Source organism: Psychrobacter sp. WY6, from assembly GCF_018448495.1.
GTDB lineage: Bacteria > Pseudomonadota > Gammaproteobacteria > Pseudomonadales > Moraxellaceae > Psychrobacter.
The window spans coordinates 2851820-2875186 of sequence record NZ_CP049902.1 but is presented as its reverse complement, the minus strand read 5'-3'; the positions used below and the strand labels follow the sequence as shown (position 1 = coordinate 2875186).

Below are 23367 nucleotides of genomic sequence, written 5' to 3'. Positions count from 1 at the left end.
CGGTTTGAGTGCTTTGACTATGTTATAAATAAACTAAGCACTAAAAACTAAGCAATAGGAATAAGACATCAACAGTTACGGAGACGACAAAATGACGATCATCAGTATGCAGCACCTAAGCACGCCATTAATGTTACCGATAATGATCAGCGCACTGCTGTTTAGTGCTCCTGCTTGCTCCAATCAAACTGCCGTCAATACCCATGAAGACCTGACAGACTATAGAGAAGGACAAGCCTCTGCTAGTGAGTCGCTAGCAAGTACCGAAAAACCCGCCTTTATCACCAAGAAAATTGCTACGTTTGATGAGCCTTGGGCAATGACAGCATTACCTACCGTTAATAATGAACCCCCTAAATTACTTGTCACCCAAAAGACAGGCGAGTTATTCATTGTTGATACGGCAACAGGTGCCAAGACAACCATCAGTGGTATACCGAAAGTGGCTTATGGTGGGCAAGGTGGTCTTGGCGATATCGTTCTTGCACCAGATTTTGCTACTTCTAATCATGTCTATATGAGCTACGTTGAAGCAGGGAATGACACTGATAATAATAAGTTTGGTGCTAAAGTTATCAAAGCGACATTGATAGGATTGGATACAGCCACGCCACATTTGCAGGATTTTACGCCCATTTGGGAGCAAACACCGAAAGTAAAAGGGCAGGGGCATTATAGTCATCGCTTGCTGTTCTCGCCTGACGGAAAATTTTATATATCAGTTCAGGCGAGCGCCAAGAAAAAACGCCAGCACAGGATATGAGCGTCAATTTGGGCAAAATTATTAGGTTAAATCTTGATGGCTCAGTGCCAGCAGATAACCCTTTTGTAGATAATAGCAATGACATTGCCGCGCAGTTTTGGACAATCGGTCATCGTAATGTATTGGGTATGGCTTTCGATGAAAAAGGTAGGCTTTGGGCGCATGAGATGGGACCACGGGGCGGTGATGAGTTCAATCTCATTGAAAAAGGTTATAACTACGGTTGGCCAATCGTATCAAATGGGCGTAACTATACAGGCACGGATATTCCTGACCATGAGACGCGCCCTGAGTTTACGCCGCCTAAAATTAGTTGGACGCCAGTGATATCACCGTCTTCGATGAGTATTTATAATGCTGGACAATATAATGATTTCCCAGCGTGGCAAGGTAATGCGCTCATTAGTGGCTTATCCTCTAAAGCGCTGATAGTCGTCGATTTTGATGAAAATAGCCGCGCGACTGAGCGCTATCGTTATGATATGGGCGAGCGTATTCGTAGTGTGTTAAATGTAGATGGACAAGTTTGGGTGTTAGAAGACGGCGATAATAGTGGATTATTACAATTGACTCCACAGTAGTGATTAATAGCTATTGCTCTTCAACTTTCCAAGCGTTTTCACTATTGTAGGTTAGGCTACTAAATGGTTTTGCTCTATTTCTGTCAATAAGAAAAACGTAAATAGCTAATTAGATTTGATAGTTGAGAGGTATCTTGTTAAGGTATTCTTCCTAAAAAACTAAGGCTAACAAACAAATGGATCATGTAAAAGTTGGCAGGTTAGGCCCTTTTCCACGGGTAAGTAAACCTGTGTTTATTACTTCAGCGCTACTTATCGTTGGATTTATTATCTTTGGTGCTTTCTTTACTGAAACCGCTGGTGTGTTATTTAGCTTTTTGCAGAACTTTATTACAGATAAGTTCGGCTGGTTATTTATTATTTTAGTAAATTTAGCATTGTTGCTTTGTATTTATCTCGCGATGAGCCGTTATGGCGATATTCGTCTAGGTGCACAAACTGAGACGCCACAGTACAGTTTGTTCTCATGGATAGGGATGTTGTTCTCTGCTGGTATTGGTATAGGATTGGTGTATTGGGGGACAGCTGAGCCCTTGTATCACTTTATGGCACCACCACTCGGAGAAGCGGAAACGATAGAAGCCGCCAAGCAAGCCATAAATTTTACATTCTTGCATTGGGGCTTACATGCATGGGCGCTATACGCGATTGTTGCATTGTCTTTGGCTTATTTTCACTTTCGCCGTGGCTTGCCGTTATCGATTCGCTCAACGCTTTATCCTCTATTGGGGAAAAAAATCTATGGCTCGTGGGGACATGCCGTTGATATCTTAGCGGTATTTGGTACGATGTTTGGTGTGGTAACGTCGCTTGGTCTTGGCGTTATGCAAATTAATTCAGGACTTGAGCGATTATTTGGTGTTCCTAATAATCTAACGATACAGATCGGTCTGATTGTTTTCGTTACTATTTTAGCTGCTTTTTCCGTCATGATGGGTTTAGACAAGGGTATTAAGCGCTTGAGCGATATTAATATCGGACTGACGGCAATCTTACTCGGGTTTATGGTCATCTTAGGGCCGACGCTTTTTATCTTTGATAGCTATCTTGAAAATGTTGGCAATTATCTTTCGGTAGTTGTACCGCTAGGTCTGTGGGGTGAATCGTATGAAGGTCAAGAAAATTGGCAGTCATCATGGACGATATTTTATTGGGCATGGTGGGTAAGTTGGGCGCCGTTTGTTGGCGTATTTATCGCGCGTATCAGTCGTGGTCGTACCATTCGTGAGTTTATATTGGGTGTTTTATTGATTCCCATGCTGATTTTGTTCTTTTGGTTCACCACTTTCGGTGGCGTTGCTATCCATATGGAGCTTTTAGCGGCGCTTGATCCCGCTATGGCCAGTCCAGGATTGGTAGAAGCCGTGCAAACGGATTTTGGTAGTGCAATTTTTAAATTGGTTGAATTTTATCCATTGGCACAACCAGTCACTTTAATGATTGTCGTTATGATTGTCCTTTGGTTTGTGACTTCATCCGATTCAGCAAGCTTTGTGATTGATATGTTGACCGCAGGTGGTGATACCAACCCACCAAAAATCCAGCGTTTATTCTGGGCAAGTACGGAAGGTATCATTGCTGCTGTTTTGCTTGCTGCTGGTGGACTAAGTGCATTACAAGCAGCGGCTATCGTTGCAGGATTACCCTTTGTTTTAGTAGTATTTGCGATGATGTATGCGTTACTTCGTGGCTTAAGCCGAGATCGTTTGATACTGTATCGCGCTCAGCAGCATTTTATTACCGAAGAATCCGCAGATCATAATTCAGCCAATGAGTTTGCTGATGAGCACTTATTAAAAGGACCACCTAAAATCGTGAAAGGTGATTAGCAGATTATATATATCAGCTTTAATACTGTTTTTATGAAATGAATCAGGCAGTTAGCTTCTTCTTTTTTACGTAAAACACAATATAACAATTGTGATTTGAAATCCTAAGATGCATCGTTATCTTAGGATTTTTTATTTGTTGACCAATAGCAAGGTTATAAAGTGTCTGATTCGATTTGATAGTTGTGCAGTTATGTTAAGGTGAGCCCTTCAAAAATTGAGATGACTAATGGATCAGTAAAGTTGGCCGCTTAGGCCCTTTTCCACGGGTAAGTAAACCTGTGTTTTTAACTTCAGCGTTATTAATTCTTGTGTTCATTATTTTTGGTGCTCTTTTTAATGAGCAAGCAATTGTTATTTGGTCATGCCAAGCATTCGTGTCTTTGCGTTTTGGCTGGTTCTTATTGTGGTGGTCAACTTAACGTTGGTGATGGATTTTACATGATTTAGTCGTTATGATGGCGATATCAGGCTTGGTCATCAAAATGAAAAACCAGAGTATAATATAGTCTCTTGGATTGGCATGCTATTTTCCGCGGGTATCGGTATTGGCCTGCTTTACTGGGGTACGGCTGAACCCTTGTATCATTTTATGGCGCCGCCGCTAGGAGAAGCTGAAACAGTGGCTGCCGCCAAGCAAGCGATGAATATCTCGTTTTTGCACTATGGTTTACATGTGTGGGCACTCTATGGCATGGTCGCGTTGTCATTGGCTTATTTCCATTACCGAGTGGGCTTACCGCTGGCCATCCGTTCGACACTATATCCTATCTTGGGCAAAAAGATTTATGGTGGCTGGGGTCATACGGTAGATTTAGCGGTATTCGGTACGATGTTTGGAGTAGTGACCACTTTAGGTCTTGGGGTATTGCAAATTAACTCAGGTCTTGAGACGTTATTTGGCATACCCAATAATATTACAGTGCAAATTATTTTGATTGCCTTAATCACTATGTTGGCAGGTCTGTCTCTATTTATGGGGCTAGATAAGGGGATTAAGCGCTTAAGTGATACCAATATATTATTTACTGTGATATTGCTCAGTTTTGTGATTATTTTAGGCCCGACCCAGTTTATCTTTAATAGCTTTGTAGAAAATATTGGCAATTATTTACATCAAATTGTGCCATTAGGTCTTTGGACAGAATCGTATGATGGTCAAGAAAACTGGCAAGCATCATGGACGATTTTCTATTGGGCATGGTGGATAAGCTGGTCGCCTTTCGTTGGTGTGTTCGTGGCTCGTATCTCTCGTGGTCGAACCATTCGTGAGTTTATCTTAGGGGTGTTATTAATTCCTATCACCATCTTGTTCTTATGGTTCACCGCTTTCGGTGGTTCAGCCGTTAATATGGAATTAATGGCAGCCGCTGATCCCAGTCTCATTAGTCCTGGCTTGATTGAGGCTGTCCAAGCAGATACTGGCAGTGCCATCTTTAAACTGATGGAATCTTATCCATTTACGTCAGCTTTGAACTTGCTTATCGTAGTGATGATTGTGCTTTGGTTTGTCACGTCATCGGATTCTGCCAGTTTTGTGATTGATATGTTGACCTCAGGTGGCGATGCCAATCCACCGAAAATTCAGCGCCTATTTTGGGCAGGTACAGAGGGTGTTATCGCTGCCGTACTATTAGCAGCAGGTGGCTTGAGTGCGCTACAAGCGGCTTCAATTGTGTCAGGTTTCCCTTTTGCGATTGTGATAGTCGTTATGATGTACTCATTATTACGCGGCTTGAGTCGAGATCGTTTGATACTGTATCGCAACCAGCAATGGTTTGTCACCGAAGAGTCAGCAGAGCATAATTCAGCCAATGAATTTCGTGATGAAGATTTGCTGACAGGCCCACCTGATCTTGAAAAACCTGATTAAATTTTATTAATCTGAAAAATAATAAAAAAGCACCCGCCTATGATTAAGCGGGTGCTTTTTTATATGATTTAATTGTCTTTTTTAGTTTGATATAAAGTATTACACAAAGTTATAAAGCAAGGTTATGAGCACTGTCCTTTAACATAACCTACTGCTGCCGTTGTGCCACATGCCGAACATGAGTTGCCCGCAGTGCGATAACTAAATCCTGAGCTGGTTTTTACTTTGACACACACAGGATCGTATTGCGCGGTGCACATCGTTTGCTCAGGGTTGTAAGGTGGGCACTTAATGAAAGGGTTATCGCTGTTCTGTTGGCTGTGCCCAGTGGTATGAATAGGGGCGGTGTCAGGCGTATCGATGCTTTGGATGTTATTACAGCCAGCTAAGGCAAGAGTGACTGATAACCCTAATAACGACAGGCATGATCGCCATGATTTGAATAAGTGGTTCATAATCATATGTCCTTATAAATAGTGTTCGGTAAGTCCCTGTTATCGATAGCTGGTTGCAACCATGTGATGAACAAGGTGGTTTTAATTGATAGTAGCCTATTTATCAGCAGTCATCTACCAAATCATGATTAATAAAAAACCCAAGCCTATGATTAAGCTTGGGTTTGAGCATCACTATAGTCATTCCACTATAAAAATATTACTGCGTTAACCTCGCTCGAGGTATTAAATATACATCTACACTCGGTTGCCTTGTACTACTTTTAAATTGAACTGACTATATTAGCCGTTTTATAAGTGCCAGCTAAAGGCGATAGAGCTATTTGGCTGCTTTGTCATCTTGATTAAGCTGAACATATTTATCAAAGTTCTGCGCATAATCAGTCAGGTTGTCACTCAGCATTTGGCGATACTGTTTGACATAAAATTCAACGATATCATCTTTTTCTTTGGCAAAGTCATCGCCTTTGACAAAGCCGATAGAGGCGACAGATGCGCTATAACGTGCTGCGGCATAAAGTAGTGATGCACCTACTTGTCCTGAATGCGCTTCAGAACCCAACTGACTGTTTGCGATACCAATAATGGCATCAGCACGTTGGTAAAATGCTTGCATTTCAGGGGTAATCTCAATGTTAGCGTCAACATTGCTTTCTGAATGTTACTGTCTTGCATATTGTCTTGAGACATAAGCGACTCCTAATAAGTATCGGTAATGTTAAATTTATAAAGAGGGTTTGTAGGTGGTGCAACGTTATATTTTTACAAACCAGCGTCTGCTTTTAAAATCTCAGCTTTGTCTGTTTTTTCCCACGTAAAGGCAGTTTCAGAGCCAGGACGACCAAAATGACCAAAAGTCGCCGTTTGCTGATACATTGGCTGCAATAAGTTTAGCATACGGGTAATGCCATAAGGGCGCAGGTCAAAATGGGTGCGAATCAGACGGATGATTTCATCATTGCTGATTTTATTCGTACCAAAGGTATTGACAGAGATAGGTTGGTTCAGCGACACCAATGGCATAACTAACCTGTATTTCACAGCGCTCAGCAAGTCCTGCCGCAACGATGTTCTTAGCCACATAACGCACGGCGTACGCAGCACTGCGATCTACTTTTGATGGATCTTTACCACTGAATGCACCGCCGCCATGACGCGCCATACCGCCATACGTATCAACAATAATTTTACGACCTGTCAATCCAGCATCACCTACAGGCCCGCCAATCACAAACTTACCCGTTGGGTTAATATGATAGCGCGTGCCAGCATGCAATAATTCAGCAGGCAATACTTGTTTGATGATAGATTCCATTATGGCTTCTTGCAGATCTTTTTGCGAGATACTTGGATCGTGTTGCGTTGATAGCACTACGGCATCAATGGCAACAGGCTTGCTACCATCATATCTTAAGGTCACTTGTGCTTTGGCATCTGGACGTAACCACGGCAACTCGCCTGCGCGGCGCAGCTCAGATTGGCGTTCCATCAAGCGATGAGCAAATTCGATAGGGGCTGGCATCAAGACATCAGTTTCGTTACTGGCATAGCCAAACATAAGACCTTGGTCACCTGCGCCTTGCTCTTCAGGGTCGCTACGATCGACACCTTGAGCGATTTCAGGAGATTGTTTGCCGAGCATGTTGATGACCGCGCATGTTCGCCATCAAAGCCTAAGTCTGAGTGGTGGTAACCAATACCGTTTACAGTATCACGCCGATACGCTCAACATCGATATTGCCGTCGTGGTGACTTCACCCTGCTAGTATCACAGCACCTGTTTTAAAAGGTTTCGCATGCCACGCGTGCATGCAAATCTTCACGTAAGATGGCGTCAAGGATGGCATCTGATATTTGGTCAGCCATTTTATCAGGATGACCTTCGCTCACAGATTCTGAGGTAAATAAGTTGTATTCACGCATAATGGGATCGCTTAATTGCAGGGACTGTATTCTACGAACTCAGTCATTATTAAATGTATATAAAAATAAAAGGCGAAACGAATAAAAAAATGCACATTTTACCGTGTATCGAGGTAAAACTCTAGCGATGGATACTACTAAGAAGTAACTAGGCATGGATTAACCATGGTAAAAGTCATCAATTTCGCTATTTTCTTGCCAGCGATATTCAGTATAGTGAGCGATCTGGCGCGCTGTATGGATGTCATGTCTATCGGCGATAAAGCCAAGCGCCATGTCCATACCTGCACTGACACCTGAGGACGTATAAAATTTGCCATCAACAACCCAGCGTGCTTGCTCGGCCCAATGGACTTTGTCAGATTGCGCTATCACCCATTGCCATGACAGTTTATTAGACGTTGCGCGCTTGTCATCTAAGACGCCTGCCTTAGCCAACAATGCGCTACCCGTACAAATGCTAAGTACCCAATCAGCATGGTCAACCAAGGTTGTTAACGTCTGCAAAAATGGTCGGTGATTGATTTGCTGGCGAGTACCCATGCCGCCAACCATCAACAAGATATCAGTCTGATGCGCTAACTCGCTAACAGCGACTGTCTGCATCGCAACGCCATGCTTACTATGAATAATGCCGCCGTTTAAGGAGGCAAATTGCAGACGATAATGCTCAGGTAAGCAGCCAAACATCTCGATAGGTCCAAATAGATCCAAAGTCTCAAAATCATCGAATAATAGCGCGGTCAGTGTCTGCATCTGGCTTCCTAATTTTTAAATAATGTTTACACAAGTAAGTGGGCGTCTACTGCTTTTTTAACCACGCTATTCATGTTTTATTCATATAAAGTAGATCAATTAAACCTTTTATAACTAGGGCGTGTCCTCATTTTAAAAATGGTGATAAAAATGAGATAAATTGCCGTCAAACAAGGAAAGTAGCGCACATAATATCGAGATATTAAGAAGCTATTTGACGATGTTTGGCAAAATTTAGCTATTTTTAGCCCATTTAGAAAGTAATCGATTGAATTGAGGACACCCCTAGAGCAGTTATCGTTCTAAAAGCGATCGTTCTAAAAATTATAGCTCCAAAAACTTGGCTTTGTCTTTAAACATACATTCGTCATAAACAGGACACGCCCCCGCATTTGGGTGTACGAGCTTGGCAGTATAGCGCCCGTGTAAGATAAGATAATGATGTGCATCCACGATGAAGTCATCTGGGATACGCTCGACCAACTTATTTTCAACGATCAAGACGTTCTTGCCAGTAGCCAGCCCCGTACGATTACCTACCCGAAAGATATGAGTGTCGACCGCCATGGTTGGCTGACCAAAAGCGGTATTTAACACCACATTAGCGGTTTTACGACCAACACCAGCGAGAGACTCTAAGTCTTTGCGGTTATCAGGGACGGTGCTATTAAATTTCTCAATCAAATCTCTACAAGTTTTGATGACATTTTTGGCTTTGGCATTATATAGCCAATATTTTTGATATAAGATTTTAGACCGTCTTCACCCAATGCCAAGATTGCTTCAGGTGTATTTGCTACGGGATATAATTGCTTGGTGGCAATATTGACGCTCACATCCGTCGCCTGCGCAGACAGATGACCCGATCAGCAGCTCAAAACTCTTATAATTCAATTCCGTAACTGGTTCATCAATCGTCGCTGCCAGCTTTTCAAAAAATGGACGCACGTCACGATTGGGCATTCGTCTCGATGGCGGGGTATCGGCAGTTTTATGTTTGACGGTTTTACTCATAGTATTCTTACTATTTTTGACTATTGATAGTTAATAACTGATACAAGATATCGGAATAAATTTATTTTAGCGATGTTGGGTAGACTGTCTAACAAATGATAATTACGCTATTAAAGCTGACTTAACTCCACTTGCAAAGCATCAAGCTCTACTTGTTTGCTCTCATTTGGACGGACACTTAGCTGCTTTTCTAGCTTTTTAATTTTACTACGAAGCTTCGCTGCGGCAATGGTGTTTTTTGCCTGCGCTTCGCTAATATTCAACGATTGACTAGCGGCATTGTTCAGTTTTGCTTCAACCATGCTGACCACAGGTCTACTATTGCTACTATCAGCCAGCTGTTCGGTGACGCGTCTTAAATGAGTATGATAGCGCTGTCTTAAATCTTCTTGCTCTGTGGTACGTTCAGAGCTAGACAGCTCCCGTTCAACAGTGACCAAATCGATGCAGTCGACTGGACAAGGAGCGATGCAAAGCTCGCAGCCGGTGCATAAATCCGTAAAGATAGTATGCATGTGCTTACCAGTACCGACAATAGCATCGACTGGGCAGGCAGGTATACATTTGGTGCAGCCGATACAGTCATCTTCACGGATCACCGCACGTACCTCAGTCGGACGTTCAGAGGTCGCATCTATTGGCCACTGAGAAGGCGCAGCGCTAAGTATCGCTTCATGACTATCTATATTAATGATTTGAGCAATGGCATTGGTAACGGGTTGACCACCGGGTACACATTTATTGTATGGCTCATTGTCAAGCACGATAGCGGCGGCATAGGGCAAGCAGCCGTCTGGGTGCTCGCAAAGTCCACATTGTGTTTGCGGTAGACAAGCATCAATATATGAGATTTTCGCTTGTATGTCCGCAGGTAAACGCTCTATACCCAAAGTGTCGAACAAGATTGGCAAATTGGTGAGACGGATGTGGGTGCTGTTTTTACTAGTGGTGCTTTGCATATGCTTTAAAACCTTAATATCAGTGCTAAGTGCTAAGTGCTAAGTGCTAAGTGCTAAGTGTGCTCTGAGCGCTGACATTAAATAATAGGATAATAACGATATTGATAAATGCTGCATTGATATTATAAATTAAAGCAAAATACCTTGCTCATTGGCAATTTGTGCGATCAGCTCGTAAGCAATGCTACCTTTTGAGGGTATTTTGGGCAAATTTGATAGATCAAAAAAATCGGCGTGCGACAGCTCATCTTCTTGGATAACAATTTCGCCAGCTGCGTAAGAAGCACGAAAGCCTAGCATTAAATTAGACGGAAATGGCCATGGCTGACTGCTGACGTAACGAATATCTGATAGGCTGATATTCACCTCTTCTGCCACTTCACGCACTACCGCGTGTTCTAGGCTTTCACCCACTTCTACAAAGCCTGCAATCAAACCGTATAGTAACGGTTGTGGCGACTGTAATAAATGAGGTGCTGTTTTTTGCTGTCCATAACGATGATGATGGGCTAGCAAAATCTGCATTTCACCAGTTTGCGGATTCGGTCGAGTGATAGCCGTAATGACACAGGGTTGTACACGTGGGTATTGGCGCAATCGGCACACTGGACAGACCATCGCACGCTCATCTCGTTTGGCATGAATGGTTGGGGCAGCACAGCGACTACAAAACTGTGTATCTGTTTGCCAGCGCAATAACTGTATCGCTTGGCTAAGCTGATCGGACAAAGCCACTGGCAACTGAGTAATCAGCTGGCGGTAAGGAACAAACGCATTACCACTGCCCTCAGCGATGATGGGCAATACCATGTGATGTGCAATTGCATAGTCATAAGTAATGGCGCTAGCCGCTTGCGCAGTAAAGGTGTGGGGAGTATCAATCGAACTGTCGGCACTTTCTAGAGTATCGGTACCTTCTAGAGTATCGGAACTTTCTAAAATATCGGCATACTTCAGAGCGTCTACACTCGCGCTAGTATGCTTGACATCAGGCGACCAGTGACGCGGTGCTAGGCTTTCGAGTAGCGTGACATGACCAACTTGATAAGCAAGCTGGGTCTCCTCGTCTGAATGTGTAGCGGATGGGGTAATTCAAGCTGCACCGGCCACCATCCAGGTAGCTGGCGGCATAAAACAGTATCATCACTAAATACAAAAGCGCTGGTCATAGGTAAAATTCCAAACCGGTTAAGGTCAGTACGCATCAGTGTTGATACAGACTTTTTTTAATTGAAGTAAAGTCAATCCTATATCATTCATCAGATACGGTGTCAGTCAGGCTCGCTTAGCACTACTATTTGTAGTGCTAAGCGCATCTTACTTGTATCCAGACTATATGGGATCGACTATGGCAGCAGAGCCGCCATTTAAATATCATTTTAGTGCTTAAGCGTGATAGAAATTAGGCTGCCAGTAAATGACTCAAGCTCTGCTGTCCCACATCTAATGCTTGTTTGCTGACCGGACGATTGTGCTCAAAACCATCTAGATGATGATCGACGGCCATAATGACATCAGCGATACAGGCAAGCGTATTGTCTTCAATACGTTGTCCACCTTCGATACGTTGCTGAAGATAATTGGCCAATTGACTGAGCGCTGGCAGGTGTTGGCAGCTGTAAGAAGCGCACAGCCCCTGCCACTTGGCGCATCATCTCAGGTATGTTCTGGATATTGAGCATATCACGCTCTGGCTCAGCCAAATAATCGTTAATGGCTTGTTCTGCACTGGCAATAGCGGAACGACTTTCTTGTATCAAAGTATCATTAGCCGTATTGAGCTGATGTAAAGAGATATGCGGGTTATTCAGTGGCAAATAGATGGCCCCTGGTGTGTGCATTTCTGCCATTGCAATGGTGGCGTTTTCCTCATGCATTAATGCCAACAGCAAGTGATCGAAATCATCAGGCGAGGGCGTTTGCCAATGACTAACAGCTTCTGCTGCTACGCTGAGACTATTGGCTGCATTTGATAAACCAAGCAAGCGTAACGCTGAGCTCAATTCTGTTAGCTCTTCGATAATCTGTGTGGTTTGCATATCGACAGGGTTCATGAATCACCACGTGCGTAGCTATCCACATTTTCTTTGATGGTATTAATTTGGGTCTGAATGATGGTGTTCAGCGTATCGGTAAGCGCGCGATTAGGACCGAATAAGAAACGTTTCATTTGCTCAAGTTGCGCGCTTTCCAAGTGGTTGCTGGCGTATTGCTCACGCAGTCGTTGCGCCGCATCACTGTCACGCTGGCAAGCAAAACTGACCAAATCAGCAAACCGTTTGTCCATCACAGGCAAGTAGCTTTGGAATTGCTGCTCTAAATAAATCAGTGTGTGTTTTTGACTCAGATTTAGCGGTAATATCGTGGCAATGTCAGTGACAGCTGCGGTGGCCGCTTGCCAAAATAGACTGCTGTGTTCGATGCTATCAAAGCACACGCTGCACTCATGGCGTCAAGTTTCTGCTGATCGTCTGGGCTAACGTTGCCATCTTGATTGAGCAGAGCGACTCCAAGACCACTACGATAAGCATAAGTTAGTAGTTCAGTGTCTAGGTTAAGCTCGTCAAGTGGTTGGAAGTTTTGTTCAGGGTTGGCAATGATGACACTACTGCTACCAAAGGCTGCAAAATAGTCTGCTGTGATAGGGGTTTCTTGCCCGTGAGCATTGAGTTTATTGATAACAGGCAGTAACAAGGTTGGCTCTACCGACTCTGTCAAAAGTACAAACTCGATATAGCGATCCAGTGTCATAATGGCTTCTGATAAGTCCATAATCAAGCTGGTATCGTTATTATCACCATTATCATAGAGGCGCTGTAAACCATTGACAATAGCGGTATTCAAAGCCTCTGCACCAACCAAAGATATCAGCTCAAAGATGCAAGACAGCTGCTTTAGCACAGTGATAGAATCTAATAATAAAGGGGCTTGACTATTATCATCATTAAATTCACTCAGATGAATCTCAGTATCTTTTAAGGTTACGATGATCTCATCATGCAACAAATGTAGCGATGGTAGATTGAAATCAGTAACACTAAGCGTTGGGGCCGTTAACTTCATTTGCGCAGACTGGTTCATAGGTGTTTTTCCATAATGTACTGATGAGAATGGCGATGGTTTAAATGATGATCGAAAAAGCACTTGCTGGTGATGTTTTAACGCTTAATATAACAATAATCAAGCCTATATTATACAAATGTTATTGCTCAAAGATTGATATCATCAGCTTATACGGCGACTACATATTGGCTTTTAGCTCAGGATACGCTTCTGCGAGCGCGGCATACCACTCTTGGTTGGTATTTTCATCCGTAGATGAGTCTAGCAACAAAGACGCTAAATGGGCAAAACTGGCGTGGGCTGTCTGCCCGCCATCTGTTTGCGTGTCTTCTTCGATGGCGAGTGTAACCTGCCCACCTGTCATCGCCAGATAAACTTCTGCTAAAATCTCTGAATCAAGTAAGGCGCCGTGAAAAGTACGATCTTGCTTCCCCACATTTAGGCGACGCACTAAAGCATCTAGGTGTTTTTTTGCCCAGGATATTGCTGCTTTGCCATGACCAGCGAGTCAGTCACTTGTACGCGCTCAGCAAAGTCGTTCATACCAACTTTGGCAAACTCCATGTTTAAGAAGTTCATATCAAAGGTGGCGTTATGAGCGATGATTTCTGCGCCGTCCATAAAATCATAGAGCGACTGAGCAACTTGATCGAAGGTAGGTTTGTCGGTCAAAAATGCCTCAGAAATACCATGGATACGAATGACTTCATCATCCATGCCGCGCTGTGGATTGATATAAACGTGGAGCTTTTCACCCGTAAATTTACGCCCGATCATCTCCACGATACCGACTTCGATAATACGGTCGCCTTTTAACGGATCAAGACCTGTGGTTTCAGTATCCATAATGAGCTGGCGATCAGACTCATGACGATGGATAGGTTTGGGTAGCAGCGGTATGAAATACGGATTGGCACGGCTGGTGTCGCCGTCGAATTTTGGTGTATCAGCTTCTTCTATGCCAGTAACGCTAGCAGGCACATGATTTATCGTCGCATCAGTCATAGACGTTTGGGTTTCCGGCATCTCTATTTTACTCATTGGTTTGCTAGCATTATGCTGATAGCGATCGGCTTCTATTACAGCATCTTTACTCATCATATCATCGGCAGGGTTTGTATCGTTATCAGTGTCTATGACATCTTCGTCAAGCTCATCATCTGTCATATCCAGACCCAGTGGATCTAAACTTAGCCAGTCATTGTGAGCAGCATTTGTGCTGTATAGGCATTATTTGCCCTTTTTTTTTAGCCGTGTCTTGCGGTTCTATGCTCGATAATTCTTCACTGCTGGATGTCACGCCCAAGTTTGCCAGCTCATCCGCTTTTCATTACCCGCATGTCCTGCGTGACCTTTTACCCAATGCCAGTCAACATCGCGCTGCTGGCATAGCTTGTCTAATTGTTGCCAAAGGTCTTGATTGGCGACGGTTTTTTTACTTGCCGTTTTCCAGCCTCTTTTTTTCCAACCCTCTATCCATTCGGTGATGCCTTTTTTGACATAGCTTGAGTCTGTCCAAATCTCGAGATTGTGCTCATGCGGACTATGGGTCAATGCTTGTATCGCGCCCATCAACTCCATGCGATTATTGGTCGTCTCTTTATCCCCGCCGTACAAATCTTGTGTACGTCCATCACTAAAAATGAGATGTGCGCCCCAGCCACCAGCGCCCGGATTGCCTTTACAGGCACCATCCGTATAGGCGACGGTGGTGTTTGATTTGGCGGCCAACGGATTCATCGCGTTACTGGTGTTGAATGGCTGCGCTGAGGTGCGATTGTCTGACATAAAAAATTATTGACCTAAAAATTGATAAAGATAGGGAGGGTTGGAGGGATTTTGCTCGCGTTGTTTTTACACCAGCGCTTCCGTTATATTTTGGGAATGAGTATAACAAATCTATCGTTGATGTGGGCAATCGTAATGCACAAAGTCGCCAAAAGCACAGATCATAATAGTAACCTTGCTATTTTCTGTTAAAATGAGCTGTGTTGCGACACAGTATCAAACGGTATTGACTACGCAGCAGAAAAAACAGCGGTTTTCAGGCGTCAATTAGTAGCGCAAATCATTCGACAGTGCCAATAGTTGATGAAAACACGCCCTAAAAAATAATGCTAATAGCAAGATTGTCGTCATCACTGTTTAAAGGTAGTTTTTTTAAAGACAATTTTTCATAAAAGTTTAATGCATGAATGCAGGATAACTCTATTATGTCCTTACGCTCAAACATTTTTTATAAAAGGCTGATGTGCTTACCAGTCGGCATAGCGGTGAGCAGCGCGCTATTTTTAAGTGCTTGCAACGATAGCAACATTCAAGCTGATACTGGAATGGTCGAAGCGGCGACAGACTTATCGGTTTTTGAAGGTTGTTACACGGTTAGTCATGACGAGCCTGCCCAAATAAAAATCAGTCAACAGGATGGCTCGTGGGTGATGCAGATGAAAGAGCCGGCAAGTGCGAAGCGCGTTTGGGATGACGCTGAGCCGCTAGAAGTGATTGAAAATAGCGAAATCCCGCAGTTTTTCTCTATTGATCCTGACAATGTCGATGCAGTGATTGGTCGTCCTGATCGCGTGCTGGTATTGGCTCATGTGAAGCCTGCCTATGCCAATATCGATCCACTCTTAGATAGTGAATACTTATCCTATATTTATCGCGGTGCCAATACCATCTATCATGTCGAGTGTGATGATGTTAATACCGATATTTTAGCCAATCCACATGCTAATATTGTGATTGATAATGTTAATGAGAGCCTTTAAGCAAGCACGGCTCATAAACATAATTTATGATCGATAGTGTTATTTTAAACAGTGTTTTGCTATAAACCATATGTCATTAGAGTTAAGCAATATGAATTTTTTTAGTTACGTGGTATTGGGCGGATTTTCTTATGCAGCTGGTTGGGCAATCAGAACCTATGTACTTGATAAGAAGCCTGAACCTAAGCACTTATAATTTAAAGCATCCTGCAATTTTGGCGTACTTAGGCGGTTTCTTTATTATTATGCTGATTGTTTCGTGGCTGATTGGTCGCTATGCGCTTGGGCATGCTGCTATCGATTTGCCGTTTATTATTATCAATAGCCTCGTTGCAACCTTTGTCTATTCGTTCGGTCTCAATCCAGAAAAAGCGCGTTATGATGTTCCAAATTAACTTCACATAAATAATTGCTATTAATGAATAAAAAAGCCACGGCTGATACATTGATTGTCAGTCGTGGTTTTTTATAACGATTATTTTTTATAATGATCATTTCAGGATGATAGCTTGTACAAAGTTACCTGTTTTTCTTTAAGTCAGTAGCGGTTTGTTTTTCTTCCAAGTTTGATATTTTTCAAATCTTTTTCGACCAACTTCAAGCAAAAGGTGAGGACTAGCGCATCGTCAATATGACCGATAAAGGGTATGAAATCTGGAATGATATCGATTGGGTTGAGAGTATAGAGCAGTCCAACCACACCTGCTGAAATGGTCTTGTAAGGAATATCGCGATAGTTTCCTTGATAATAGTCTTTAATCAAGCTCATGAATAGCATCAAATCTTTGGCAAAACGCTCAAGATGGCTACTGTCTTTTAGCTTTTCTTGCAGTTTTTCTTCTTCGTTGATGAGGTACTCTAAATCAGTATCCAATATGTCCTCTTTTTTCTGTTTATCAGTCGTTTTCTCAGCCATTATTATTATCCTTATTTAACCGAAATCGGTATTCTCATACTACAACAAAGTCGCGGAATGTGCCAATAGGGCTAGGTTTTTGGTATGTCTCATGGCTATCATGGCGAAAAATTAAATAGTGGCAAGGGTTGGGCAACTATCATAGCCAAAAAAGCGTTTACAATATGCTGCTGTGTGGTTTAAGCAAGTAGACTGCAAAAATAAATATGATGCAAAAGTATATCAAAATAAAAATGATAAGGTGGCAGAGAGAGATGGTTTTCAAGAGTCAGTTATTAACAGATGATAGAAACAACAATGAGCATACAGCGATTGAAGCGGCAGCCGGCTTGAATCGTCGCCAGTTTTTACGTCGAGTAGGTCTCAGCGCAGGGGCAGGGTTATTAATAACCCAAAATATGACTCAGTCGCTGGCCTCCGATGCCATTGAGAAAAATCATAGTATGCAACTTACCAAGGATGATCTGCCAACCGCGTTATTGGATGAGCGTTCATCATCACAGCCGTCACTCACGCAAACACGCTGTATTACGCCAACGATTGAGACGCGGCTGTTTGCCAGCTCCAATGTTGGGGGTAGCGATGACCGCAATCAATTGGCATTGGAGCGTATGGCCTGTGCGGGTTTTAACGTCAATAATCCTACGATTACCAATCGGCAGTATCTGCGTTTTGCTGGTACGGATTCGCAGCGAGCGAGTGACCTGCAAAACCTCGCTACTGGTGCAATAGCTGCCCCAAAATTGTTACTCGGCGTGCGCGGCGGCTATGGTGCAATGCGCATATTACCGATGATTGATTGGTTGACGCTAGGACGTATTATGCAGGAGCGCGGCACGATACTGGCGGGCTTTAGTGATGTGACTGCTATTCAGTGTGCGCTATTGGCAGAAGGTGATATGAGTTCGCTTGCAGCACCGATGCTCTATAGTGAATTTGGAAAAACTGTCCCTGATCAAGTCAGCTGTCGACAGTTTGTTGAAGCACTAACCAATCCCAATCTGGTTATTGATATATCAGACGCGTCTTTAACCAGTCCCAATTTACCCAGTATTCTAACAAGTGCTGAGCCCAAAGCAATAACGGGCACGATTTGGGGTGGTAATCTAAGCGTGGTGTCAGCGCTGGCAGGTAGTGAGTATTTGCCGCGCATGGATGGCGGTATTGTATTCTTAGAAGACGTGGGTGAGCAACCTTATCGTATCGAGCGCATGTTATGATTTGTATTTGGCTGGTGCGTTTAAAGGTCAGCAAGCGATTGTATTTGGGGCATTGTCAGGTGCAGGTGAGGACAGTTATGACAAGCGTTATGATGTGGCTACGGTGATTCGTCAATTGCATCAGCTGACAAGATTACCGATTTATAGCGGCATGCGTTTTGGTCATATTGGACAAAAACACAGCTTTCCACTAGGCACAAAGTGTCAAATTAGTTCCAATACAGCTGGTGGCTATCAGTTGGCATTTAGCGATTACCCAACCATCAAGGCTGATGCTATCCAAGTAGAAGGGTTATGGCAAACTGCTTAAACGTTAAACATTAAGCACTAATCTCTAACTACTATGCATTGCTATGACTAAATCGCTAACCGCGAAAACTTATCCTGATACTCTTTGGGGGTTAGCTCTGTTGCACGTTTGAATAGGCGTGTGAACGATGAAATATCATCATAGCCCACTTGTTCGGCAAGCGATTTTATGGTCACATTGCCTAACTCTAGCAGGCGTTTTGCCTGCTCAATTCTGACGGCCTGAATATACTCAATCGGGCGCATCGCGACGCAAGACTGAAAGCGTCTGTTTAACGTCCGTGGGGTGATATTGACCATGGCAGCCAACCCGCTTACCTGAATAGTCTGATAAAAATTTTCCTCAATGAATTCTTGTACTTGCTTGATTAGTTGGTCTGAATGCGGCTTATGCAAGGTCACATTGGTATAGCTGTTTTGATTGCCTCTCTTGCTATCTATAATTTGGGTTTTGGCTACTTGAGTAGAAATCTCACGTCCGCAGTAACGCTCTATCAATAACAGTCCTAAGTCATAAAAGGCGCTGCCACCTGCCGCACAAAAATATTACCGGATTGGCTGTCTGATTTGCTTTTTGAGTGAGTGACAAACTGATTTTCTTGTAAGTCAACGAGTGGAAAGTCCGCTTTGAATTTACTGGCGTAACCCCAGTGTGTGGTAGCGATTCTATTATCTAATAATCCTGCCTTTGCCAAAAAGAAAGCACCGCTACAGTTGCTGGCTATATCTGATTTGGTGTCTGCCAACCGCGTTAGATGGGGTATTAACCCTGCATTTCGGCTCAGTACCTTATCGATTGAATCACCAATCGTCGGAATCAATAGCAAGTCGCACTCGGCCACGTCCTGAATATCGCAATGCGCTTGCATGATTAAGCGGTTGCTACATCTGATATCTACGCCACCAACGCTTGCTATCTGAACGTTGAATCTTGGCTCTACTGGCTCATCTAAAAATCGTTGCCAACTGACACCCGTAAATGAGAATAAATCTAATGCGCCTGTCAATGCGCTGCCGAGCACACCATCGAATCCAATGATGATGACTTTAAAGGGTTTGAAATAAGGCATAGATGCCTATTCTCCTTTCGCGGTGCTGAGCAAAATTTAATTTTCTGACCAAAAATATCAATTTTTTATATGAATTCTCGAAATATAAACGCTATTTATGTCGTATTTGACCATAATTATGTCATAAATGACAATACGGTAAGGCGTTAAATTAGATTAATATCGATTGATAACCAAATTTAATCAGTTAACGAGAATACTATGGCAGCAGATACGCTAATCAATGACTTTGAGTTACCGTTCCAATTATATGATGTATTGGGCACTGAAAATTTAACCAAGCATGCCAAGTTTGCAGAGCATAGCCGCGAAACATTCGATGCAGTATTGGATACGGCCAATAAAATTGCGACCCAGTTATTTTTGCCGCACAACCACGTAGCAGACAAGAACGAGCCACAGTTTGATGGCAAAAAAGTCAGCATGATAAGTGATGTAAAAGTCGCTTTTGATGCATTCCGCGAGTCAGGGTTTATCGCAGGTCGCTATAGTTTTGAAGACGGCGGTATGCAGCTGCCTGAAACGGTAATGACAGCTGTGGCAGGTTATTTTATGGCCGCTAATCCTTCAACCACTGCTTATCCATTTTTGACCACTGCTGCAATTAATGTGATTTCACACTTTGCTGTGATGAGATTAAAGCTGCCTTTATGCCGCGCATGCTGACAGGTGAATTCACTGGAACGATGGCATTGACAGAGCCACATGCAGGTTCATCACTTGCTGACATCAAAACCACTGCAGTAAAACAAGATGATGGCTCTTACCGCGTCAAAGGCAGCAAAATTTATATCTCAGGCGGCGATCACGAATTGTCTGATAATATCGTCCATTTAGTGTTGGCCAAAGTGCCAGGTGGTCCAGGTGGCGTCAAAGGTATCTCCTTATTTGCTGTGCCCAAGTATCGCTTAAACGAAGATGCATCTGTCGGCGAGCGCAACGACGTACATTTAACAGGACTCATTCATAAACTGGGCTATAGAGGCACGACGTCGACGGCATTGAGCTTCGGTGACGAAGGCGAGTGTTATGGTTATCTGATCGGTGAAGAGCATTTTGGCCTGCGCTATATGTTCAAAATGATGAACGAGGCACGCATCGCTGTTGGTTTTGGCGCATCGATGGTGGGATATCGTGGTTATCAGTACTCACTTGATTATGCCAAAGACAGAACGCAAGGCAGAATCGCTCCAAACAACAAACCTGAAGATGCGGCAACAGCTATCATTAATCATGGTGACGTAAAGCGCATGCTACTGGCGCAAAAAGCCTACTCTGAAGGCGGCATCTCATTATGCCTATACGGCTCAAACTTGATTGACCGTATCAACACTTGTGAAGACGAAACGCTAAAGAATGAGCTGACAGAATTATTAGACCTGCTCACGCCAGTACTAAAAGCATGGCCATCTGAGTATGGGCCAAAAGCCAATGATTTAGGTATCCAAGTATTGGGCGGTGCAGGCTATACGCGTGAGTATCAGGCTGAGCAGTTCTGGCGTGACAATCGTCTAAATCCTATTCATGAAGGCACGAATGGCGTGCAGGCATTGGATTTGTCATTTCGTAAGTTGTGGCAAAAAGGTGGTCTGGGTATTCAAATCCTCAAACGTGAAATCACACAAGATTTGGAAAGTATCACTACACCTGAGAGCGCCCAGCTTGCAGGTAAGCTGATGCCTTACATGGGTCACCTGCATGAAGTATTGGTGCATCTCAGCAAAGTTTTACAAACTGAAGAAGCCGTGACATTAACGGGCAACGCGCAAGCACTGATGAATATCTTTGCCTCAATTGTGCTGAGCTGGATTTGGATTCGTCAAGCGAGTAAAGCTGAACAGCTATTAAGTACCACGCAAGATGCTGAGCAACAGAATTTTTATAAAGGCAAGATACAAGCGGCCAAATACTTCATTGATTGGGAATTACCATTAGTTAAACGCGACATCGAATTATTAACCAACACCAACTCTGTTTGCACTGATATGCAAACAGAATGGTTCTAAAGACAACTCTAAGGAAAGAGACATGACAAAAATGAATAACAATGGCGCTTAAAAGCAAGACCTGTTGGCGAGCCTAGTGCCGAGACTTGGGATTATACCGAGACAGAAATTCCGACTATCACCGATGGTCAGTTACTGATTAAAGTTGAATACATCTCTATCGATCCGGCGATGCGTGGCTGGCTCAACGATGCCAAATCTTATATCGCACCAGTACAGATTGGTGATGTCATGCGCGCCGGTACTGTGGGCGAAGTGATAGAAAGCAAGCATAAGAAGTTTGCCGTTGGTGACTATGTAGCAGGTCATGATGGCGTGCAGTCTTATGCCGTCAGTGATGGTGCTAATCTGTATAAAGTTGATCCAAAACTGGCACCATTGTCTTATTACTTGGGCGTACTCGGTATGCCGGGTATGACAGGGTATTTCGGTCTGTTAAAAACAGGTCAGCCAAAAGCCGGCGAGACTGTGGTTGTCTCTGGCGCTGCTGGTGCCGTTGGTAGCTTGGTTGGTCAAATTGCCAAGATCAAAGGCTGCCGCGTCGTTGGTATTGCAGGCGGTGCTGAGAAATGCAAATTCTTAGTCGATGAGCTGGGCTTTGATGCCGCTGTAGATTATAAAAATGAAGATGTCAAAAAAGGCTTAAAGCAAGCTTGTCAAAATGGGGTTGATGTATTCTTTGACAACGTAGGCGGCGATATTTTAAATGACGTGCTCACACAAATAAATCTGCATGCGCGTATCGTTATTTGCGGAGCTATTAGTCAATATAACAACACCACAGAAGTCAAAGGCCCATCGAACTATTTATCATTATTGGTCAATCGTGCTCGTATGGAAGGCATTGTGGTATTTGATAATATCAAAGAATATCCAGTCGCCATGAAAGATATCGCTGGCTGGATTCAGTCAGGTGAGATGAAAGTGAAAGATCATATTGTTGAGGGCATCGAGACGTTCCCTGATACTTTGATGATGCTCTTCAAAGGTGAAAACTTCGGCAAACTGGTACTTAAGGTAGAGGGATAGATCATGACACTGAATACAAACGGAATTGCATCAGATGTAGCTAGTAATGTGGCTGGTAAACGAATTTTAATCACGGGCGGCGCCTCTGGCATCGGTGCGGCTAGCGCGCTATTACTGGCAAGTCGCGGTGCGAAAGTCGTCATAGGCGATTTAGCAGAAGAGATGGGTGCTGCGGTTGCTAAGCAAGGTCAAGACGCTGGCAACAGTATCGTCTTCAAAAAAGTAGACGTGACCAGTGGTGATGAAGTACGTGCTTTGTTTGACTTCGCAGTAGAGACGCTTGGCGGCCTTGATGTGGTGATAAATAATGCGGGTATCGACCATAAACCGGCACCGATGCATGAGCTAAGCGATGATGATTTTGATCGTAATATCGCCGTTAATCTAAAAGGCGTCTGGCATTGTATGCGCGCTGCTGTTACTTGTATGGCGCCCAATGGCGGCGGTCATGTGATTAATGTAGCCTCCATTGCTGGTTTGCGTTCAGCACCACTGCTGACAGCTTATAGCGCTGCCAAGCATGGCGTCATGGGGCTGACCAAATCTGCTGCTCATGAATATGCCCGTGTCAATATTCGCTTTAATGCAGTATGTCCAAGTTTTATTGATACGCCAATGGTACGAAATACCATGGCAAATATGAACGAGCGTGTCCAGCAAGCAACCATCAAAGCCAGCCCAATGCGGCGTTTGGGTGAAGTTGATGAAGTGTCAGGCGCGATTGCTTGGCTGGCTAGTGATGAAAGCAGTTTTATGAACGGTCATGCCTTTACCTTAGATGGTGGTATGCTAGCGTAACTGCGACTGTTGAGCGCTCATTATGCAATTTATTA

17 protein-coding genes and 8 pseudogenes are annotated in these 23367 nt (G+C 43.5%); 10 read left to right on the top strand and 15 right to left on the bottom strand.

Going from position 1 to position 23367, the window contains the following annotated elements; genetic code table 11:
• The first annotated feature begins 130 nt into the window (after positions 1 to 130).
• The 3 genes and pseudogenes from G7Y90_RS19275 to G7Y90_RS14365 all read left to right on the top strand — a co-directional run bounded on the left by G7Y90_RS19275 (position 131) and on the right by G7Y90_RS14365 (position 5046).
• Positions 131 to 1344: pseudogene (locus G7Y90_RS19275) on the top strand (PQQ-dependent sugar dehydrogenase).
• 176 nt (positions 1345 to 1520) lie between these two features.
• A complete protein-coding gene (locus tag G7Y90_RS14370) occupies positions 1521 to 3173 on the top strand; it encodes a BCCT family transporter (protein ID WP_045445529.1) in 1653 nt (550 codons plus the stop codon).
• A 233-nt stretch (positions 3174 to 3406) separates the two neighbouring features.
• Positions 3407 to 5046, top strand: a pseudogene (locus G7Y90_RS14365) (BCCT family transporter).
• A gap of 122 nt (positions 5047 to 5168) precedes the next feature.
• Here the strand turns inward: G7Y90_RS14365 and G7Y90_RS14360 are convergent.
• The 12 genes and pseudogenes from G7Y90_RS14360 to dnaQ form a co-directional block, all read right to left on the bottom strand.
• Positions 5169 to 5501, bottom strand: a complete 333-nt coding sequence (locus G7Y90_RS14360) for a hypothetical protein (RefSeq protein WP_201560712.1) — start codon at positions 5499 to 5501, stop codon at positions 5169 to 5171.
• Between the two features lie 319 nt (positions 5502 to 5820).
• A complete protein-coding gene (locus G7Y90_RS14355) occupies positions 5821 to 6117 on the bottom strand; it encodes a DUF3144 domain-containing protein (protein ID WP_201604621.1) in 297 nt (98 codons plus the stop codon).
• A gap of 146 nt (positions 6118 to 6263) precedes the next feature.
• Positions 6264 to 7424 (bottom strand): annotated as a pseudogene (gene metK, locus G7Y90_RS14350) (methionine adenosyltransferase).
• Between the two features lie 159 nt (positions 7425 to 7583).
• Positions 7584 to 8180 carry a DJ-1/PfpI family protein gene (locus G7Y90_RS14345; RefSeq protein WP_201560713.1) on the bottom strand — a complete coding sequence of 199 codons (597 nt, stop codon included), beginning with the start codon at positions 8178 to 8180 and terminating at the stop codon, positions 7584 to 7586.
• 324 nt (positions 8181 to 8504) lie between these two features.
• Positions 8505 to 9143 (bottom strand): annotated as a pseudogene (nth, locus tag G7Y90_RS14340) (endonuclease III).
• A 161-nt stretch (positions 9144 to 9304) separates the two neighbouring features.
• Complete coding sequence (locus G7Y90_RS14335; protein WP_250162720.1) at positions 9305 to 10153, bottom strand: RnfABCDGE type electron transport complex subunit B; 849 nt, start codon at positions 10151 to 10153, stop codon at positions 9305 to 9307.
• A 129-nt stretch (positions 10154 to 10282) separates the two neighbouring features.
• Positions 10283 to 11035: an NAD(+) diphosphatase gene (gene nudC, locus G7Y90_RS14330; protein WP_502937439.1), complete on the bottom strand. Its 753-nt coding sequence runs from the start codon at positions 11033 to 11035 to the stop codon at positions 10283 to 10285.
• A gap of 520 nt (positions 11036 to 11555) precedes the next feature.
• Positions 11556 to 11741 (bottom strand): hypothetical protein, encoded by a 186-nt coding sequence (locus G7Y90_RS14325; RefSeq protein ID WP_250162719.1) that lies wholly within the window; start codon positions 11739 to 11741, stop codon positions 11556 to 11558.
• On the bottom strand, positions 11695 to 12207 hold the full coding sequence (locus tag G7Y90_RS14320) for a hypothetical protein (RefSeq protein ID WP_250162718.1): 513 nt from the start codon (positions 12205 to 12207) through the stop codon (positions 11695 to 11697). The genes G7Y90_RS14325 and G7Y90_RS14320 overlap by 47 nt, the downstream gene beginning before the upstream one ends.
• Entirely contained in the window at positions 12204 to 12443 is a 240-nt protein-coding gene (locus tag G7Y90_RS14315) for a hypothetical protein (RefSeq protein ID WP_250162717.1), read from the bottom strand. The genes G7Y90_RS14320 and G7Y90_RS14315 overlap by 4 nt, the downstream gene beginning before the upstream one ends.
• Before the next feature lie 59 nt (positions 12444 to 12502).
• Positions 12503 to 13234 carry a hypothetical protein gene (locus tag G7Y90_RS14310; protein ID WP_250162716.1) on the bottom strand — a complete coding sequence of 244 codons (732 nt, stop codon included), beginning with the start codon at positions 13232 to 13234 and terminating at the stop codon, positions 12503 to 12505.
• A 160-nt stretch (positions 13235 to 13394) separates the two neighbouring features.
• Positions 13395 to 15004: pseudogene (gene dnaQ / locus G7Y90_RS14305) on the bottom strand (DNA polymerase III subunit epsilon).
• A gap of 425 nt (positions 15005 to 15429) precedes the next feature.
• On the opposite strand from dnaQ, the gene G7Y90_RS14300 reads away from it, so the two are divergent.
• Both G7Y90_RS14300 and G7Y90_RS14295 read left to right on the top strand, forming a co-directional pair.
• On the top strand, positions 15430 to 15984 hold the full coding sequence (locus tag G7Y90_RS14300) for a hypothetical protein (protein ID WP_193009214.1): 555 nt from the start codon (positions 15430 to 15432) through the stop codon (positions 15982 to 15984).
• Between the two features lie 131 nt (positions 15985 to 16115).
• Positions 16116 to 16379: a hypothetical protein gene (locus G7Y90_RS14295; protein ID WP_250162715.1), complete on the top strand. Its 264-nt coding sequence runs from the start codon at positions 16116 to 16118 to the stop codon at positions 16377 to 16379.
• Positions 16380 to 16522: 143 nt separating this feature from the next.
• On the opposite strand, the gene G7Y90_RS14290 is transcribed toward G7Y90_RS14295, so the two are convergent.
• Positions 16523 to 16900 carry a YkvA family protein gene (locus tag G7Y90_RS14290; protein WP_250162714.1) on the bottom strand — a complete coding sequence of 126 codons (378 nt, stop codon included), beginning with the start codon at positions 16898 to 16900 and terminating at the stop codon, positions 16523 to 16525.
• A 206-nt stretch (positions 16901 to 17106) separates the two neighbouring features.
• Between G7Y90_RS14290 and G7Y90_RS14285 the strand changes: the two are divergent.
• Positions 17107 to 18430 (top strand): annotated as a pseudogene (locus G7Y90_RS14285) (LD-carboxypeptidase).
• 47 nt (positions 18431 to 18477) lie between these two features.
• On the opposite strand, the gene G7Y90_RS14280 reads toward G7Y90_RS14285, so the two are convergent.
• Both G7Y90_RS14280 and G7Y90_RS14275 read right to left on the bottom strand, forming a co-directional pair.
• A complete protein-coding gene (locus G7Y90_RS14280) occupies positions 18478 to 18927 on the bottom strand; it encodes a helix-turn-helix domain-containing protein (RefSeq protein ID WP_250162713.1) in 450 nt (149 codons plus the stop codon).
• A gap of 8 nt (positions 18928 to 18935) precedes the next feature.
• A complete protein-coding gene (locus G7Y90_RS14275; protein ID WP_250162712.1) occupies positions 18936 to 19499 on the bottom strand; it encodes a DJ-1/PfpI family protein in 564 nt (187 codons plus the stop codon).
• Between the two features lie 201 nt (positions 19500 to 19700).
• Between G7Y90_RS14275 and G7Y90_RS14270 the strand changes: the two are divergent.
• The 4 genes and pseudogenes from G7Y90_RS14270 (at position 19701) to G7Y90_RS14255 (ending at position 23332) form a co-directional block, all read left to right on the top strand.
• Positions 19701 to 21505 (top strand): annotated as a pseudogene (locus G7Y90_RS14270) (acyl-CoA dehydrogenase family protein).
• Positions 21506 to 21604: 99 nt separating this feature from the next.
• A pseudogene (locus tag G7Y90_RS14265) lies at positions 21605 to 21805 on the top strand (NADP-dependent oxidoreductase); the annotation flags it as partial.
• 105 nt (positions 21806 to 21910) lie between these two features.
• A complete protein-coding gene (locus G7Y90_RS14260; protein ID WP_349773437.1) occupies positions 21911 to 22534 on the top strand; it encodes an NADP-dependent oxidoreductase in 624 nt (207 codons plus the stop codon).
• A 3-nt stretch (positions 22535 to 22537) separates the two neighbouring features.
• Complete coding sequence (locus G7Y90_RS14255) at positions 22538 to 23332, top strand: SDR family NAD(P)-dependent oxidoreductase (protein WP_250162711.1); 795 nt, start codon at positions 22538 to 22540, stop codon at positions 23330 to 23332.
• Positions 23333 to 23367: the final 35 nt, after the last annotated feature.